Origin of the sequence: Paraphotobacterium marinum, assembly GCF_002216855.1 — a bacterium.
Lineage (GTDB): Bacteria > Pseudomonadota > Gammaproteobacteria > Enterobacterales > Vibrionaceae > Paraphotobacterium > Paraphotobacterium marinum.
Genome location: NZ_CP022356.1, coordinates 833,530 through 849,699, shown reverse-complemented (window position 1 = coordinate 849,699; position 16,170 = coordinate 833,530). Strand labels below are relative to the sequence as shown.

The window sequence follows — 16,170 nt, the reverse complement described above, 5'->3', positions numbered from 1 at the left end:
GTCCAAACTCCAAAGTATTTCTTACACCTTTATGATAACTAAACTTAAATTAATCTTCAAATTGAATCATTATGTATTTTAGGATGATATTTCATCTTTTTTCATATTTTGTTCATGTAAAAGTCATATATTCTTCAAAGAAATGAAATATTAAAGATTTATCTTTTCATTGGAAAATAAAATTAGGATCTAAAATGAAAAAAAATCTAATATCATCTGTTGTTTTAAGTGCTTTTATAGCGAGTTGTTCTTATCAAACATCAGCACAAAACATTAATAATGCAAACCCATCAAATGCACAAAATCTTGAAAGTCATACCCAAGTAATTGTTTTATTTCGTCATGGAGAAAAGGCTCAGGGCAAATATCCTTTTTCAGGAAATAACTTGAGTAATGAAGGAACAGAGCGTTCTCTTTTGTTGCCTGCTTATTTTAGTAAAGTGCTTGGAGCACAGTTACAACATTATCAATTCCCTAAAGTAATTTTAGATGCTAAACAACAATCTGATTATGGTCAAATCCAACAAGATTACCATGACACTGGTAAAGCACTAAGAAAAGTTGTTGGTAATCCTAATTATATCATGGCGACGAGCACTGACTCATATTGGTCTTCAAACTTTTATACAAGACCTTTTACAACAGTAGCACCATTTGCTAACTCAATTGATAAATCAATAAATGGAAGTTTTTATATTGGTTGGACTGCAATTAATAGTTATGTTGGTATAGGTAGTGATTATCTAGGTTGTTATAATCCTGATGCAAAAAATACCGATCATATAACTCAAGGGACTCCTGCTTGTAAGCCTTACAAGTTTAAGCGTCAAGCAAATGCAGTTAATAAATGGCCAACCGATATTACAACAGAAGTTTTAAATAACTGGGATAAAAGAGTAATTAAATCTCATGGTCAATCATACAATTACGAACACCCAGATCATCCAAATGTTATAGATGTAGAAAGTAAAAACTATAGAAATTCTGTCACCTATATTTCATGGGAGCATGATCAAGCATCCAACTTAGCACAGGGCTTGATTGAGCGCTTAATGCCTGAAAAAGCAGTGGACGGTCAAGTATCTAAAGAAAATTTGATGAAACTAGTTTCTGATAATTACAATACCTCACAACAAAGTAGGGCTTGGGCTAATAATGATTATGGAATGGTTTATGTTTTTGTGATCCATTGGAAACAACACAGTAAGATGCCAGGTAATACTTACACAAACAGCTATTTAAATGATAGCACTGTATATTCCAATCAGGTTAAAAAGCTTGAAGTATATCGTGTAAATGAATCTTTACCAAAAACGTATCAGCAATGGAAAAATGGAAATTTTGAACATTTAATGCCAATATTACCTGCTAGTAAAAATAAAGAGTACTCAATTTATATAAAGAATTTTTTAAAACAAACTTCCCCAAACTCTTTAACGCCAATAAGACCAGAATGGGATGCACAAGCAAAAACTTGGCCAAATGAAGTGGAAAAATATCATCGCGGTACTATTGTGATGAAAGCTATTAATGGCGATAATGCAATGTTTAGATGTGACTCTGATGCGAAATCATGTCAAAACACTATTCCTGGTTCTGGGCTTACTAGAACAAATAAAAGCCTAACTCTTCAAAAGAATGATAAGTCTTTAATACATTGGAAGTTATTGTGTCATGGCTCAGGAAAAGGAATGAGTAAAAGCGAAGCAGAACAAGCAGAAGCTTGCTCTTATCAAGCTAATATGCAATTACCAAGCTAATAAGATAATTAGTTAAACATAAATTTGATAATTCATATTTTAACCATTTATGTGAGAGAGCTACTTTGTAGCTCTTTTTTTACCTGTGAGAACAGAATCATAAAATAAATTAAAAATTTATTAGTTATAGATAATGTTAATTATAATGTATAGAAAAAAGTGACTAATTATTAAATGAATGTTAACATGTTCATTTTTTAATCATGTTAAAAAAGGTTTGCACATAAATAATGGTATTAAATTGCACTTATATTAGATTTTTATTTATAATTTTGTTTATAGCCTTTCATTCAAATGTATTTAGCGTACCATTTTTACAAAATAAAAAACTTGAAGCTCAAATTAAATCCTACAAGAAACAAGATGCGCTTATTTCGGCTACTTTTTCTAAAAACTATAGCTTAGTAAAACATATAAGAGATAAATTAATTGAGCGAAAATTACCATCAACTTTTATATTTGTTCCTTATATTGAATCATCTTTTAATAAAAAAGCCGTATCACATGCTAAAGCAGCTGGATTGTGGCAACTAATGCCTAAAACGGCTAAAAGATTTGGGTTAATCTCTTACGGGGTAAATGATGAGCGTTTTAACCCACGCAAAAGTACTGATGCTGCGATTGATTATTTGGATTTTTTATATAAATTATTTAATAAAGATGAGTATTTAACTTTAGCTGCTTATAATGCTGGAGAAGGTAGAGTATTAAATGCATTAAAAAAGTACTCCAATCATCAAACGATTGAAGATTTACATTTACCGAAAGAAACAAGAGATTATGTCTATCGTTACCGAGCATTAACAGCTATTTATAAAGTCAATAAAGCTAGTAAAGTAGTAAAAAATATATTATTACAGCCTTTAACAAGAGAAAACAAGAATCCCATTTTTGTTGATTTATCGACGCAGCCATCTATGATGGTTGATTTATCAAATAAAAAAATTATTGATACTAAAGTTAGGCCAATTGCTGCAACTCTGACACCATAATTTTCATTAATTTTCTAAAAAAGATATTTTTCCCCTTCATTTATAAATAAACATAAACTGATTTTTCTATGTTGTTACACATAAGCACGTTTTGAGTGCATATATAAAATAATTGCATCATAACAGAACAAATGATTGTTTTATTGATAAAAAACAAATAATAAAAGAATTTAATTCTGAAATTACACTTTTTTTTAGAGCTTAAGTGTGTAATAGTGTTTGTGATAAAAATAAAAATAAAAATAAAAATAAAAATAAAAATAAAAATAAAAATAAAAATAAAAATAAAAACACATTATACAAATGCAACATGGAGTTAAAATATGAAACATGAAAGTGATAACGCTCCTAAAAGGAGTATTGGTTTAGTCGGTTTAACAATGACAGGAATAGGCTCTGTTATTGGTTCTGGCTGGTTATTTGGAGCATACCATGCAGCAAAATTAGCTGGACCAGCCTCAATTTTTTCTTGGATTTTAGGAGGAGTCGCGGTTTTAATAGTAGCTCTTTCTTTCATAGAGATGTCTTCTATGATCCCAAAATCCGGAGGTCCGGTAAGGTATCTAGATTACACTCATGGTAAAGTTGTTGGTTATTTAATTGCATGGTCAACATGGCTTTCGATAATAACTGTTATTCCAATTGAGGCAGAGGCATCAGTTCAATATATGGCGTCTTGGCAGTGGGAATGGGCAAAGCCAATTACAGAAAATATATTTAATTTAGAAAATGATTCTTTATCATCAGTAGGGTTGGGAATTGCCGGTATTTTAATGATTGTTTACTTTTTATTAAATTATTGGAGTGTAAGTTTCTTTTCAAAGTGTCAGTCTGCAATCACTTGGTTTAAAATTTTTGTTCCTTTTTTCTGTGTACTCTCAATTGTTTTGGCTGGTTTTCATTCTTCTAATTTTAATCATGTTAATCACTCTTTCATTCCATATGGGTGGGCCGGAGTTTTGACTGCAATATCAACCGCAGGTATTATTTTTTCTTATAATGGTTTTCAAATCCCTCTTCATTTCTCGGGTGAAGCCAAAAACCCAAAAAAACACCTTGCTTTAGCTGTCTTGCTTACTATTTTTATTGCGATAATATTGTATGTCGGTTTACAGGTTAGCTTTCTAGGAAGCGTTGAACCAAGCGTACTTGATAAATCTGGATGGAGTTTAAACTTTGATTCTCCTTTTGCACAAATAGCAATAGCATTAAATTTAAACCTAGTTGTTTTGATGCTCTATGTTGATGCTTTTGTCTCTCCATCAGGGACAGGGATTACTTATTTAGGTGCAACAACAAGAATGTTATTTGCCATGAGTGAAAATAAACATTTACCAAAATTCTTGAGTAAGTTACATCCAACCTTAAAAGTTCCTAGGGCTGCTTTATGGGTTAATATCTTTATAGCTTTTGTTTTCTTATATCTATTTCGTAGCTGGGGACAGCTGGCTGGTGTAATATCAGTATTGTCAGTGGTGACATATTTAGTAGGACCCGTTGCCGCCATGTCTATGAGAAAATTAATGCCTGAAGCTAAAAGAACAAATCGTATTAAGCGTTTAAATATTATAGCTCCCTTAGGCTTTATTGTTTGTTCTGAAATTTTATATTGGGCTACATGGCCTTTGACAGGAAAGTGTATTTTTGTGTTACTTTTTGGATTTGTGATTTTTGCAATTTATCAAAATAAGAATGGTTGGGCTGATATTAAAGAACACATTGTTTCGTCACTGTGGATTTTTGGATATTTTATCACGATGGCTTTCTTATCTTTTATTGGGAGTAAAGAGTTTAATGGGTTGGGTTATTTAAATTTTGGTGAGGATATGGTTGTTGTTGGAATAGTTAGTCTCTGTTTCTTTTATTGGGGAATTTCATCTGCTTGGGTAACACCTCAATTAGAGAAAGATTTTGATCAAGACTTAATAATCAACAAAAAATCACATGAAGAATCAGATTTAAAAGCTCTGAATAATTAGGGTTATACTTTTGCTAAAAGGAAGTTTTAACCATAGATAGGTTAAAACTCCCTTTTTTTTATTGACAAAAGAGGTATATTTCAAATAGAAGCTATAATTTAAAAATAAAATTGATATGTTCTATGGTTTTTTAGATTTTGAATTCAATAAGTATTTTTCGAAATAAAGCTCAATTATATGTTAAAGAAATTCTTGCTGGATTTACAATTGCTTTAGGGTTAATTCCTGAGGTAATTGCATTTGCTGTTGTTGCGGGTGTATCTCCTACTTTGGGTCTCTATGGTGCTGTTATAATGGGGATTTCTAGCGCTGTTTTTGGTGGTAGACCAGGCTTAATTTCTGGTGCATCTGGTGCAGTTGCTGTGGTCATTATAGATTTGGTTGCAGATCATGGGGTTGATTATTTATTTGGTGCTTTATTTCTTGCGGGAATATTTCAAATTTTATTTGGAATTCTGAAATTTGGTAAATTCATACGAATTGTACCTTACCCAGTTATTTTTGGATTTATTAATGGGTTAATTATTCTGATCATTTTTGCTCAATTAGATCAATTTAGAACCATAGATTTTAATGGTAATGAAGGTTGGCTATCTTCTTTTGAAATAATAAAAATTATTTTCATTACAATTGCAACTCTTCTCATTATTAAATTATTTCCTTATGTTACGAAGGCGATTCCTTCAGCTTTGGTAGCTATAATACTGGTAACATATTGTTTATATTTTTTTAATATACCAACTAAGGATGCACTGGATTTTGCTATTCATATCGAAGGAAACGATAATTTTATTCATCAGCACTTCTCAACTGTTTATTTACCATCATTACCACTAACATGGCAAACATTAGAAATTATTTTCCCTTACGCATTAATCATAGCAACAGTAGGGCTTATTGAGTCACTGGTTACTCTGAGCATATTAGATGAATTAACCCAAACAAGAGGGAAGAGTAATAAGGAATGTATTGCTCAAGGTATTGGCAACATGTCTTGTTCTGTTTTAGGTGGTATGGGAGGTTGTGCAATGATAGGTCAGTCAATTCATAATATTAAATATGGAGGAAGAGGAAGGTTATCAAGTCTAACTGCAGCTTTAGCGCTTTTAATTTTTACTCCATTAGCCTCAAATTTTATTGAGTCTATTCCAGTTGCAGCACTTCTAGCAGTGGTAATTATATTAGTTATTAACACAATCAAATGGACCATTAGTGAATCAATAAAAAAAGTATCAAAAGGAGAGGTTTTGATTTTAATATCAGTTACTATTTTAACTTTAGTTTATGATGTCACAATTGCAGTTATTTATGGGATTGTTCTATATGCGTTGAGGTTCAGCTGGATTCAATCAAAAAAAATTCACGCGACTAGTCAAATTAATAGAAAGAGAAAGGAAAAAGTTTATTTTATATATGGTCCATTGTTTTTTGGGTCTACTAATAATTTCCTAAAAATTTTTAAAATAAAAAAAGATCCTAAGCATATAATATTAGATTTTAAAAACTCGAGAATACTTGATCAATCTGGATTAGACACAATTTCCAAATTAAATAATATTTACAAAGAAAATAATAAAATTGTAAAACTTAGACATCTTAGCCCTGAATGCATAAAATTATTAAAGCAGTCTAATGTAGCATGTGAAATAAATTTAATTGAAGATCCTTCATACAAAGTGGCTTCAGATTTATTAGATTAATTTTTAAATATAAACATGAAAACATAAATTACTTTTTGACTGATTGAAATGATACATTTATCGTGTATCATGGCTTTTTTAAGAATACAAGTAGATTTAGAGACATATTATGGAGTTATCAGAAAGAAGAAAATGGTATCTTGGTTTTGCCATTGTTATTTTAGCTTTAGTTGGCTTTATGATATCGATTCATGCAAGTCATTTTTGGATAATTATATTTTTAGTTTCTCTTGCTGTTGTTGCAGCATATGATTTGATACAAACAAAACATACGCTATTAAGAAACTTTCCAATTTTGGGGCATATAAGATATATTTTTGAGTTTTTTAGACCAGAAATACAACAATATTTTATTGCTGATGATAAAAGTGAAAAGCCATTTGATCGAGACACAAGAACTGTTATTTATAGACGTTCCAAAGGCATAAATGACACTACGGCATTTGGAACTGATAAAGATGTATACGCAGTCGGTTATGAATGGATTGCCCATTCACTAACACCCAAAGATCCTCTAGATGTTGAAAATAGAGTGTTTATTGGAGGTCCGGATTGTAAACACCCTTACTCTGCTTCAAGGCTTAATATCTCAGCAATGAGCTATGGGGCTCTTTCCAAAAATGCTCTAATTGCGGCAAATAAAGGAGCTGCGCTCGGTAAATTCTACCAAAATACGGGTGAAGGAGGTCTTACTCCTTATCATGATAATGGTGGCGATGTTGTTTTTCAAATAGGAACAGGGTATTTTTGTGTTAGAAATAAAGATACTGGTGAATTTGATGAGCAAAAGTTCAAAGAAAGAGTTCAACCTAATTTTATCAAAATGATAGAAATTAAATTATCTCAGGGCGCAAAACCAGCACATGGCGGCGTTTTACCAGCAGCAAAAATTACTGCAGAAATTGCCGAAATTAGAGGTTGTAATTTTGGTAAAGATGTTTTATCTCCACCTTCTCATAGTGCTTTCGAAGGCCCTAAAGGTTTATGCTTTTTTATTCAAAAGCTTCGTGAGTTATCGGATGGAAAACCTATTGGTTTTAAATTATGCATTGGACGCCATGATGAGTTTATTAGCATCTGTAAAGCAATGGTTAAATATAAAATCTATCCAGACTTTATTACCGTTGATGGTTCAGAAGGCGGTACAGGAGCTGCTCCGATGGAATATGCTGATTCCGTAGGTGCGCCATTGAATGAAGCTTTACATTTTGTAAATAACATTTTGATTGGTTTTGGTTTAAGAGATAAGATAAAACTGATTGCAAGTGGTAAAGTTGCCACTGGTTTTGATATGGTTCAGAAAATAGCTTTGGGCGCTGATATTTGTAATTCTGCGAGAGCTATGATGATGGCCTTAGGATGTATCCAGTCGCGTCAATGTAATAATAACACCTGTCCTGTTGGAGTAGCAACTCAAAACCCTAAGTTATACAAAAATTTAGATATTGAAGATAAGAAAGTTCGTATTAATAACTTTCATGATGCAACTCTTCATAGTTTCCGTGAAATTATTGGTGCAATGGGCTTTAAATACCCAAGTGAGATTACACCAGATCTTATCTTTAGACGTACGTCTATAGGTTGTGTTAAGTCTTATGAAGAAATTTATCCAACTATTTTGAAGGATTCGTTGCTTAGTGAGGAAACTGTTCCTGAAGCTTATAAAGATGCTTGGGAAAAAGCTGTGGTGGAAAATTAAATTTTGGACTTATCGCTATTATGATTAAGCAAAGCTTCTTTGGCAGCATTGAGGCTTTCTAAAACATTCAATCTTACTACATTGTCATCATTTTTAAATTTAGTTTCTGTTTTATTTATATTGTTTTTATTTAAATGAATTAAGGCAAAAATAAAAACTAATAAAATGATTGGAATAAATTTAATAATCCTGTTCATAAGAGAATTTTTCTAAATATAAAAGAACGATAATTTACTTTTTTTTAAATCAAAAATCAACAGTTCATTGTTATCGATTGTAATAAAATATTTTGTTTTCAATAAATCATTATCACAGTTTTATTACATTTATATTACATTGCTTGCATTTTTGTGTGTTTTATGCTCTAATAATTTAGAATTTTTAATTCGTCCGCATAATAAAAAGAATATTTAATGGTATAAATTTTTTTTTATTGTTCTATTTAAAGTCAATAACAAGGAGAGTAATTATGAGCTTTAACTTCAAATTTTTTAGCATCAAGGCACTTCCAATGTCAAAAAAGCCGTGTAAAAACGACTACCTTTATGATGATAGTGCAATTCATAAAGCGCAAGTCTCGACTGCAGCTTTAAGATTTTTTGCTAAGTAAACGAAAGTTATAAAATGATTACAGATATTATTTTAAGTGATGATGAAGACCCCCCGAGGTTAATGTCACAAAATTTTAAAATAACTTAAAAAAGAAGTATTTTTGTTCAAACAAATTACTTCTTTTTTTTTATCTAATTATGAATAATTTTTCTTAAATAATAAAACCATTGCAACGCCTCCCATTATAGTTATCATCATAAGCGATACTGCTAAGTCAAATCTAATATCTAGGAAATTATTAACTAAACCTAAAATTAAAGCACATGCTAAAAAGTTTAAGAAGTTCAAAAGCCCTGTTGCTAATGATGTATTTTGAGTTGCTTTAATAGCAAGAATGTTGGAAATGGGCATAATGATAGACAACCCCAAAAAAGACAATAGTTGGGTAATAATGAAATAATAAAAGTTAGATGATTTTGCGATGTTAATGGCAAATAATGTCAGTGATGAAATCAAAAATAAAATTAAACCTATACTAATTATTATCTCCTCCTTAATATAGTTTATGAGCTTTTTTGATAAATAAGACCCAACTAACAAGCCAAAACAAGGAATAATTGAAATTATCCCGCAAGTCTCATAAGAAATATGATATTGATTTTTAGCAATGAAAGGACTGAAAGCATTGTAGATAAATAGCACTGAAGAAGATGTAATACATAAAACTAGATAAAGTAAAAAATATTTGTTACCCATAATTATGGATGACTCTATAAAAATATTTTTAGATGTTTGTTTATTGTAATTATTATTGAGATCTTCGTTAAGGCTTATAAAGACTAAAATCATTACAAAGATATTAAAAACAAAACTGCTATATAAAATGTAATGCCAATTTAATTGATTTATCACAAAGCCGCTTAAGCTTATAAGTAAAGGAGGAACAAAACTATAGACTAAAAAAATGAGAGATAACATTTTAGAGCCCTGTTTATGGTTAAATGTATCTGCAATTAGTATTAGCGCAATACAAACACCTGCTGATGAACCAAGTCCATTTATAAATCGTCCTAAAAATAAAGGGATAATGGATTGAGAATATATACCTGTTAACTCTATGCCAATTCCAAGAAGTGAGGTTAAACACCCTATTAACATAGTATTTTTTCTGCCCAATTTATGTGACATGATACCAAATAAAATTGCACCACATGCATAACCAGCTAAAAATATAGGCATTATGTATGATGATATTTCATTAGATACCATAAACTCATTTGCTATATCTTTTATTGAAGTTGATAAAATTATATTCATAAAATTACCAAATCCATAGATTATTATGAGTGTAAAATTAAACATTACTTGATTGTTAAATCTCATATTCGATACCTATATTTTTTTAAATAATATCCATACTATTTTTAAAAAACACACATATCAATAAGCTTATATTTAAGATATTATTAACTATAAGGTTAATAATGTTGGTTTAGCTGTAAGTGTTTTCAAATTTTGATTTTACCGATTTTATAAATTTATAAGTTACAGAGGAGTTTAAGATATGGTTTCGTTGATAAAATATATGTTAACTTTTAATAAAATAGTGGAATTAAGTAGTTTTGTTAAAACAGCTGAATATTACGAAATTTCACCACCAGCTGTAAGTGCACAAATAAAAAAGTTAGAAAATAAGCTTGGCTATAAGTTATTTAATAGGACAACACGCATTGTTCACTTAACGGAGAGGGGGGTTGCGTTTTACGAACATACAAAAAAGGTACAAGAATTACTAAAAAATACAGAAAAATTATATTTGAATGTTAATGAAAATCCAAAAGGAGAACTTAAAATCGTTGTATCTGAAATAATATGTCACCAATTACTTTTCAAATATTTAAATGAATTTATTACAATGTATCCTGAAATTAATCTTAAAATTGAAATTAGAGAAGAAGTACCTAATTTTATAGCTAATAAGATTGATTTTTTAATAGGCTTTAGAATTGATCTTAAAGGATTATCACCAAATTTAATTGCTCAAAAAATTTTAAGTTCAAAGCTTTTGCTTGTCTGTACACCAGAACATGAAAAATTTATTGGAAGACCAAAATCGCTAAAAGATATAAAAAAATTTCGTTTTCTCTATCATTATTTGACACCCACCCCAGAATCCTTTGATTCTTTAACTGGATTAAAGCTTGAATTACGGCAATCAAATTTATTATTAAACACGCAAAATGCAATAATTAGTTTGATTTTAAAAAATATTGGTGTAAGTATCTTACCAGATAATAAAGTTTATAAATATCTTAATGATGGCAGTTTAATCAGATTACTGCCTTCGTTTGATTTTGGAACAATGGATCAGTATTTTTTTTATGATAAGGGTAATTCACATCTCCCAACCCACAAAGCTTTTCTAAACTTTATGAAAGAAAAAATAAGACTTTATCAAAATATTTACTAGTTCTGATAGTACTAATTTGAAAATTGTTAGGCAAAACTAAATGATAAAAATTAATTTTATCTTATATTAAAATATTTGTTTTTATGAAATCATGTAGCAATTTGATTGATTTTATAAAGGTTGGTTATTCATCATATTAACTAATATGCTTAATTTTTGAACAGCGTCATGTTTTGAAAGTTAATTTATTTGTAATATTATTGCTCAAAAAGAAAACGGTTTTTATTAATTCATTTTTAGTATTTATATTTTGGGAGTAATATTATGCATAACAAAGGTGATTATTTGCAATTAAGTATTTTGGAGCAGTTAAATCAACATATTAATGAATTAGAACATAGCTTACAGAGCCAAAAGAAACTTGTTCATGAAACTATTTTGAAGTTAGAAAAAAATGTAAATAAAAATGTCTTAGATGAAAAAGTGGGTAGAAATCATACAAGAATTTTTTCAGTGAATGGAATTCGAATTGATTTTGAAACTTAGAAAAATTAAGAACATATATAATTAAATTTTAATTTTCATAGCAGGATAACAGAGCGAGAGCAGCTTCTCAACTCCAAGAACAAATCAAGTTATACAAAAAAATAATTGTACAAGCGAGTATTTAGGTTGTACAATTATTTAGTAAGGTATTTTTTTGTACACCTTTTGTGAGGAAAAGATGATTAAAGTTGGTATAAGCTCATGTGTTCTTGGTCAAAAAGTTCGATTTGATGGCGGACATAAATTAAGTAGATTTGTTGATAGAGTTTTAACTCCTTATTTTTCTTTCCAGCCTATTTGCCCTGAAGTAGCAATTAATATGGGTGTTCCAAGACCCACAGTTCGTCTATTATTTAAAAATCAAACAAACCTCTTAGTAGATACTAAAACACATGAGAAAGATTTTACTGATCAAATGAATGATTTCTCTGAAAAAAAAATAAATCAACTTAATGAACAGAATCAAATGTGTGGATATATTGTCTGCGCAAAATCACCTACATGTGGTATGGAAAGAGTAAAGCTTTACAGAGAAAATGGAAATACTATTCCAGGAGGAACACCGGGTCTTTTCACAGGTAAGTTAATTCAAAAAATGCCCTGGTTACCAGTTGAAGAAGATGGTCGATTGTGTGATTTGGTATTACGCCGAAACTTTATTGTTAGGGTATTTGCGTTAAATGATTACTATAAAAATATAAATCTTCAGTCTAAAAGAAAAGATTACATCAATTTTCATACGCGATATAAATATTTGCTGCTCTCTCACTGCCAAGAGGGTTACAAAGAATTAGGCCATTTAGTTGCCCATATTTGCGAATATAACAATGAAGAATTTTACCATATTTATAGACAAAAATTTATGGATACTCTTAGAAAACATGCCAATAGAAAAACTAATACTAATGTACTAATGCATATTCAAGGACACTATAAACAAATTTTAGATAAAAATGAAAAAAAGGAACTTTCCGAAATTATTTTAAAATATAGGAATTCAATCTTACCTATTGAATCACCGATGACTTTATTAAAACATTATCAAAATAAATATTATGACAAGTTTATTGAATGTCAGTCTTTTTTATCGCCATACCCAGAAGAGTTGAATATCAGATATGGAATGCAATAAATTTTATACTATTACGGAAGTATCAAAAATTACAAATGTGAACTCTGTAACACTGCGAGCTTGGCAAAGAAGATATGGATTAATTAATCCCAAAAGAAATCCCAAGGGTCATAGAGTTTATGATCAATCAGACATAAATATAATTCATCAAATCTTGAACTGGTTAGATAAAGGTGTACCCATCAGAAAGGTAAAGCCTCTTTTATTATCTGATGAGACTTTGAACCATGATGTGAGTAACTCAAATGAAGACTTCACCGAGGTATCTACGATAATTGACTTATTATTGAGTATGAATAGAAGAAAGATTCAGTCCTATTTAAATGAGGTGCTGAAAAACTATCCTTATCATATATTTTATAATCAAATTTTTAAAAAAATACAACATAAATTAAAATCTGGCATTATACCTAATCAAGAATTCTTATATGATTTATTTGTAAATATTTCTGTTGATATTTTTAAATCTATTATTTCCAGTTTAAATAAACAAAATACAGAAAGTGTTTTAATTATTAGTTTTAATTATGATTACCTACACATTTATCATGATGCTCTTACTTTAGCCAATCAAGGTTACTACATTGATTTTTTGGTATGTGCGAATGCCAATAACTTAACGTTAAAGGCGTACTTAAATGCAAATAAAATTACCAAAGTATATTGCTCTCATAACGTTACGCTTAATCAAAAACAAAAAAACTTCATCAGTAATTTAGATAACCCCGGAATCTTATTAAAAAAAGAAGACATGATGATGGGGGGAAATGAATGATGAGTAAAAATAATAGAAGATTAATTTGGTTAAGAAGTGATTTAAGGATGATGGATAATATTTTATTTTCTAGAGACTATGAATCATCGGAAGAAACTATTGTTATCTATTTTCATGCCATTCATGAATGGAAATTACACAAAAAGTCGAATATTCAACGCGCTCTGATATTTGATAGACTCAAATATTTATATCTTTTATTTAAAGAAAAAAATATTCCATTTTTTATTTTTGAAATTAATAGCTTTTCCGAAATACCTGACTTTCTGATTCAGTTTATGAATCAATTTTCTATTCAGAAACTTTTGAGCAACTATGAGTATGAATATGATGAGTCTGAAAGAGATCACGCTGTTCATTTTCTTTTATCTCGGAATAATTTTGAATATATACAAATGCATAATCAAACTTTATTAGAGCCTGGAACTGTATTAAATGGTGAGAAAAAAATGTACAAGGTTTTTACTCCATTTAAAAAAAAATGGATTCACCAACTAGATAGAAGTAAATTTAATATAGAAACTAATCATTATAATACCCTTACCGATAAAATTATTTTTGAAAGCGCACAGAATGCATATAATAATTTCTTTAGAGATGTTGAATATGAAAACAAATATTTTTATAAAGAGAAAGAAATCTTAGAGATATTCAATTCTTTTGTCCTTAACCATTTAGCCGACTACGAGTTTACACGAGATATTCCAGCTATAAATGGAACAAGTAAGATGTCCCCATATCTTGCCGTAGGCATTGTCTCTCCTCAGACTTTAATAAAAATCTGCATAGACTCAAAAATAGCTCTCGATAATAGTTGGGTAAATGAAATTATCTGGAGAGAATTTTATATCCATTTACTACAAGCATTTCCAGATTTAGGACAAAATAAACCCTTTCTTCAATATACTAAATTTATTCCATGGAATGAATCTGAAGATGATTTTAATAAATGGAAAAAAGGGATGACTGGTTTTCCAATTGTAGATGCTGGAATGAGACAATTAATTGAAGAAGGTTGGATGCATAATAGAGTTAGAATGATTGTTGCAAGTTTTCTTACCAAAAACTTATTAATTCATTGGAAAAAAGGACAAGATTGGTTCATGCAGCATTTAGTGGATGGAACATTTGCTTCAAATAATGGTGGATGGCAATGGTCAGCTTCTACAGGAACGGATTCGCAGCCTTACTTTAGAGTGTTTAATCCTATTACTCAAAGTAAGAACTTTGATCCTAATGGAGAATACATCAAAAAATATGTTCCTGAACTAAAAAATATTCCTAGAAAATATATTCATGAACCATGGGATTATATCCAACTAAACTCTGAAAATATTTACTATGAACCCATGGTAAGCTTGTCATCTTCTCGAAAACAAGCTATCGAGACTTTTAAGTTTGCAAAAGAAAAATATGAAAATGGAATTTAATTTATGGAAGAGCAAAAAGTAAAAAATATTATTGATAATTTAGAAACTTTCTACAACCAATTAACTGTTAAAAACATCGATGAGTTATCTTCAATTTACTCAGATAATATTATTTTCGTAGATCCAGCCCATGAAATAAAAGGAATTGATAATCTAAAAAATTATTTCTTAAATATGTATTCCAATATCCATGAATGTCATTTTAGTTTTAAAAATATTATTATCAAACATGATATCAGCATTATTGAGTGGGATATGTCTTTTAAGCACCCCAAATTATTTAAGGGAGACTCTCGAACCGTTGAGGGAGCCAGCATACTAAAAATGAGTGATGATAAAATTTATTATCACAGAGATTACATTGATTTGGGAAGTATGATTTATGAGGGGATACCGATTCTTTCATGGTTTATCCGAAAAATTAAAAAATCACTCAACAAATGAGTTTAGGGAGTAAGTAATGGAAGCAAAAAGAAAAACGGTGATGATCACTGGAGCAACTTCAGGAATTGGCTTTCAATTAGCACAGGATTATATTGACGAAGGCTATCATGTCATTGCCTGTGGGAGGAATGAAGAAAAATTACAGCAACTCCAAAAGCTTGACCCTAAAGCCACTATACTTTCTTTTAATATTTCTAATAAGGAAGAAATACATGATAAACTTTCAACTCTTGAGTTTATACCAGATCTTATTATTTTGAATGCTGGAGTTTGTGAATATATAAACGATGGACAAATTGATAGTGATTTAATTGAGCGAGTGCACAAAGTTAATTTCTTTGCACCAGTTTGGATTATAGAGTTTTTTCAAAAGAAAGATCCACTTCTCAATACACACATTGCAGTTGTAAGTTCAAGTGCCACATTCATTCCTTTCCCTCGTTCAGAAGCATATGGTTCTTCAAAAGCTGCGTTGACTTATTTTATTAACTCACTTTCTACTGAAAAATTAAATTCAAAATTAACAGTTATTAACCCAGGTTTTGTAAAAACAGAATTAACTGATAAAAATGATTTCAATATGCCTTTTTTAGTTGATGTTGATGATGCATCTAAATTTATTATAAGAAAATTAAAAAGTTCACCTCAAGAAATTTCTTTTCCTTGGAAGTTTATGTTTATTTTAAAGTTAATCCGTATGTTACCAATAGATTTACAGATTAAGTTTACAAAAAAATTATCAAAAAATTAG

At 29.7% G+C, this 16,170-nt stretch carries 15 protein-coding genes; 13 read left to right on the top strand and 2 right to left on the bottom strand.

Annotated elements, in window-relative coordinates; all coding sequences use genetic code 11:
- Positions 1-194: 194 nt before the first annotated feature.
- The 5 genes from CF386_RS11070 (at position 195) to CF386_RS11050 (ending at position 8,130) form a co-directional block, all read left to right on the top strand.
- Positions 195-1,760 carry a hypothetical protein gene (locus CF386_RS11070; protein ID WP_089074495.1) on the top strand — a complete coding sequence of 522 codons (1,566 nt, stop codon included), beginning with the start codon at positions 195-197 and terminating at the stop codon, positions 1,758-1,760.
- A gap of 230 nt (positions 1,761-1,990) precedes the next feature.
- The gene (locus CF386_RS11065) at positions 1,991-2,752 is read left to right on the top strand and encodes a lytic transglycosylase domain-containing protein (RefSeq protein WP_089074494.1); all 762 of its coding nucleotides are present in this window, start codon (positions 1,991-1,993) and stop codon (positions 2,750-2,752) included.
- A gap of 323 nt (positions 2,753-3,075) precedes the next feature.
- Complete coding sequence (locus CF386_RS11060; RefSeq protein WP_089074493.1) at positions 3,076-4,731, top strand: APC family permease; 1,656 nt, start codon at positions 3,076-3,078, stop codon at positions 4,729-4,731.
- A gap of 137 nt (positions 4,732-4,868) precedes the next feature.
- Positions 4,869-6,431 carry a SulP family inorganic anion transporter gene (locus CF386_RS11055; RefSeq protein WP_225971767.1) on the top strand — a complete coding sequence of 521 codons (1,563 nt, stop codon included), beginning with the start codon at positions 4,869-4,871 and terminating at the stop codon, positions 6,429-6,431.
- A gap of 109 nt (positions 6,432-6,540) precedes the next feature.
- Positions 6,541-8,130, top strand: a complete 1,590-nt coding sequence (locus tag CF386_RS11050; RefSeq protein ID WP_089074492.1) for an FMN-binding glutamate synthase family protein — start codon at positions 6,541-6,543, stop codon at positions 8,128-8,130.
- On the opposite strand, the gene CF386_RS11045 is transcribed toward CF386_RS11050, so the two are convergent.
- On the bottom strand, positions 8,127-8,327 hold the full coding sequence (locus tag CF386_RS11045) for a hypothetical protein (RefSeq protein ID WP_089074491.1): 201 nt from the start codon (positions 8,325-8,327) through the stop codon (positions 8,127-8,129). The two genes, CF386_RS11050 and CF386_RS11045, sit on opposite strands and share 4 nt — an antisense overlap.
- A 272-nt stretch (positions 8,328-8,599) precedes the next feature.
- Between CF386_RS11045 and CF386_RS12885 the strand changes: the two genes are divergently transcribed.
- Entirely contained in the window at positions 8,600-8,740 is a 141-nt protein-coding gene (locus tag CF386_RS12885) for a hypothetical protein (protein ID WP_158522398.1), read from the top strand.
- Between the two features lie 137 nt (positions 8,741-8,877).
- Here the strand turns inward: CF386_RS12885 and CF386_RS11040 are convergent, their stop codons facing one another.
- A complete protein-coding gene (locus tag CF386_RS11040) occupies positions 8,878-10,044 on the bottom strand; it encodes an MFS transporter (protein ID WP_225971799.1) in 1,167 nt (388 codons plus the stop codon).
- Positions 10,045-10,246: 202 nt separating this feature from the next.
- Here CF386_RS11040 and CF386_RS11035 point away from each other — a divergent pair, with 202 nt between their 5' ends.
- The 7 genes from CF386_RS11035 to CF386_RS11005 all read left to right on the top strand — a co-directional run bounded on the left by CF386_RS11035 (position 10,247) and on the right by CF386_RS11005 (position 16,170).
- Positions 10,247-11,152, top strand: a complete 906-nt coding sequence (locus tag CF386_RS11035) for a LysR family transcriptional regulator (RefSeq protein ID WP_089074489.1) — start codon at positions 10,247-10,249, stop codon at positions 11,150-11,152.
- 264 nt (positions 11,153-11,416) lie between these two features.
- Positions 11,417-11,638, top strand: a complete 222-nt coding sequence (locus tag CF386_RS11030; protein WP_089074488.1) for a hypothetical protein — start codon at positions 11,417-11,419, stop codon at positions 11,636-11,638.
- 178 nt (positions 11,639-11,816) lie between these two features.
- The gene (locus tag CF386_RS11025; RefSeq protein WP_089074487.1) at positions 11,817-12,770 is read left to right on the top strand and encodes a YbgA family protein; all 954 of its coding nucleotides are present in this window, start codon (positions 11,817-11,819) and stop codon (positions 12,768-12,770) included.
- The gene (locus CF386_RS11020) at positions 12,757-13,545 is read left to right on the top strand and encodes a MerR family transcriptional regulator (RefSeq protein WP_089074486.1); all 789 of its coding nucleotides are present in this window, start codon (positions 12,757-12,759) and stop codon (positions 13,543-13,545) included. Before CF386_RS11025 ends, CF386_RS11020 begins: the two co-directional genes overlap by 14 nt.
- Complete coding sequence (locus CF386_RS11015) at positions 13,542-14,975, top strand: cryptochrome/photolyase family protein (protein WP_089074485.1); 1,434 nt, start codon at positions 13,542-13,544, stop codon at positions 14,973-14,975. The genes CF386_RS11020 and CF386_RS11015 overlap by 4 nt, the downstream gene beginning before the upstream one ends.
- Before the next feature lie 3 nt (positions 14,976-14,978).
- Positions 14,979-15,419: a nuclear transport factor 2 family protein gene (locus tag CF386_RS11010; RefSeq protein WP_089074484.1), complete on the top strand. Its 441-nt coding sequence runs from the start codon at positions 14,979-14,981 to the stop codon at positions 15,417-15,419.
- 16 nt (positions 15,420-15,435) lie between these two features.
- The gene (locus CF386_RS11005; protein WP_089074483.1) at positions 15,436-16,170 is read left to right on the top strand and encodes an SDR family NAD(P)-dependent oxidoreductase; all 735 of its coding nucleotides are present in this window, start codon (positions 15,436-15,438) and stop codon (positions 16,168-16,170) included.

What these genes read in the sequence shown, in the direction of transcription:
- CF386_RS11070 (WP_089074495.1), top strand. Translation starts at nt 195, where the DNA reads ATGAAAAAAAATCTAATATCATCTGTTGTTTTAAGTGCTTTTATAGCG.
- CF386_RS11065 (WP_089074494.1), top strand. Translation starts at nt 1,991, where the DNA reads ATGGTATTAAATTGCACTTATATTAGATTTTTATTTATAATTTTGTTT.
- CF386_RS11060 (WP_089074493.1), top strand. Translation starts at nt 3,076, where the DNA reads ATGAAACATGAAAGTGATAACGCTCCTAAAAGGAGTATTGGTTTAGTC.
- CF386_RS11050 (WP_089074492.1), top strand. Translation starts at nt 6,541, where the DNA reads ATGGAGTTATCAGAAAGAAGAAAATGGTATCTTGGTTTTGCCATTGTT.
- CF386_RS11045 (WP_089074491.1), bottom strand. Translation starts at nt 8,327, where the DNA reads ATGAACAGGATTATTAAATTTATTCCAATCATTTTATTAGTTTTTATT.
- CF386_RS12885 (WP_158522398.1), top strand. Translation starts at nt 8,600, where the DNA reads ATGAGCTTTAACTTCAAATTTTTTAGCATCAAGGCACTTCCAATGTCA.
- CF386_RS11040 (WP_225971799.1), bottom strand. Translation starts at nt 10,044, where the DNA reads ATGTTTAATTTTACACTCATAATAATCTATGGATTTGGTAATTTTATG.
- CF386_RS11035 (WP_089074489.1), top strand. Translation starts at nt 10,247, where the DNA reads ATGGTTTCGTTGATAAAATATATGTTAACTTTTAATAAAATAGTGGAA.
- CF386_RS11030 (WP_089074488.1), top strand. Translation starts at nt 11,417, where the DNA reads ATGCATAACAAAGGTGATTATTTGCAATTAAGTATTTTGGAGCAGTTA.
- CF386_RS11025 (WP_089074487.1), top strand. Translation starts at nt 11,817, where the DNA reads ATGATTAAAGTTGGTATAAGCTCATGTGTTCTTGGTCAAAAAGTTCGA.
- CF386_RS11020 (WP_089074486.1), top strand. Translation starts at nt 12,757, where the DNA reads ATGGAATGCAATAAATTTTATACTATTACGGAAGTATCAAAAATTACA.
- CF386_RS11015 (WP_089074485.1), top strand. Translation starts at nt 13,542, where the DNA reads ATGATGAGTAAAAATAATAGAAGATTAATTTGGTTAAGAAGTGATTTA.
- CF386_RS11010 (WP_089074484.1), top strand. Translation starts at nt 14,979, where the DNA reads ATGGAAGAGCAAAAAGTAAAAAATATTATTGATAATTTAGAAACTTTC.
- CF386_RS11005 (WP_089074483.1), top strand. Translation starts at nt 15,436, where the DNA reads ATGGAAGCAAAAAGAAAAACGGTGATGATCACTGGAGCAACTTCAGGA.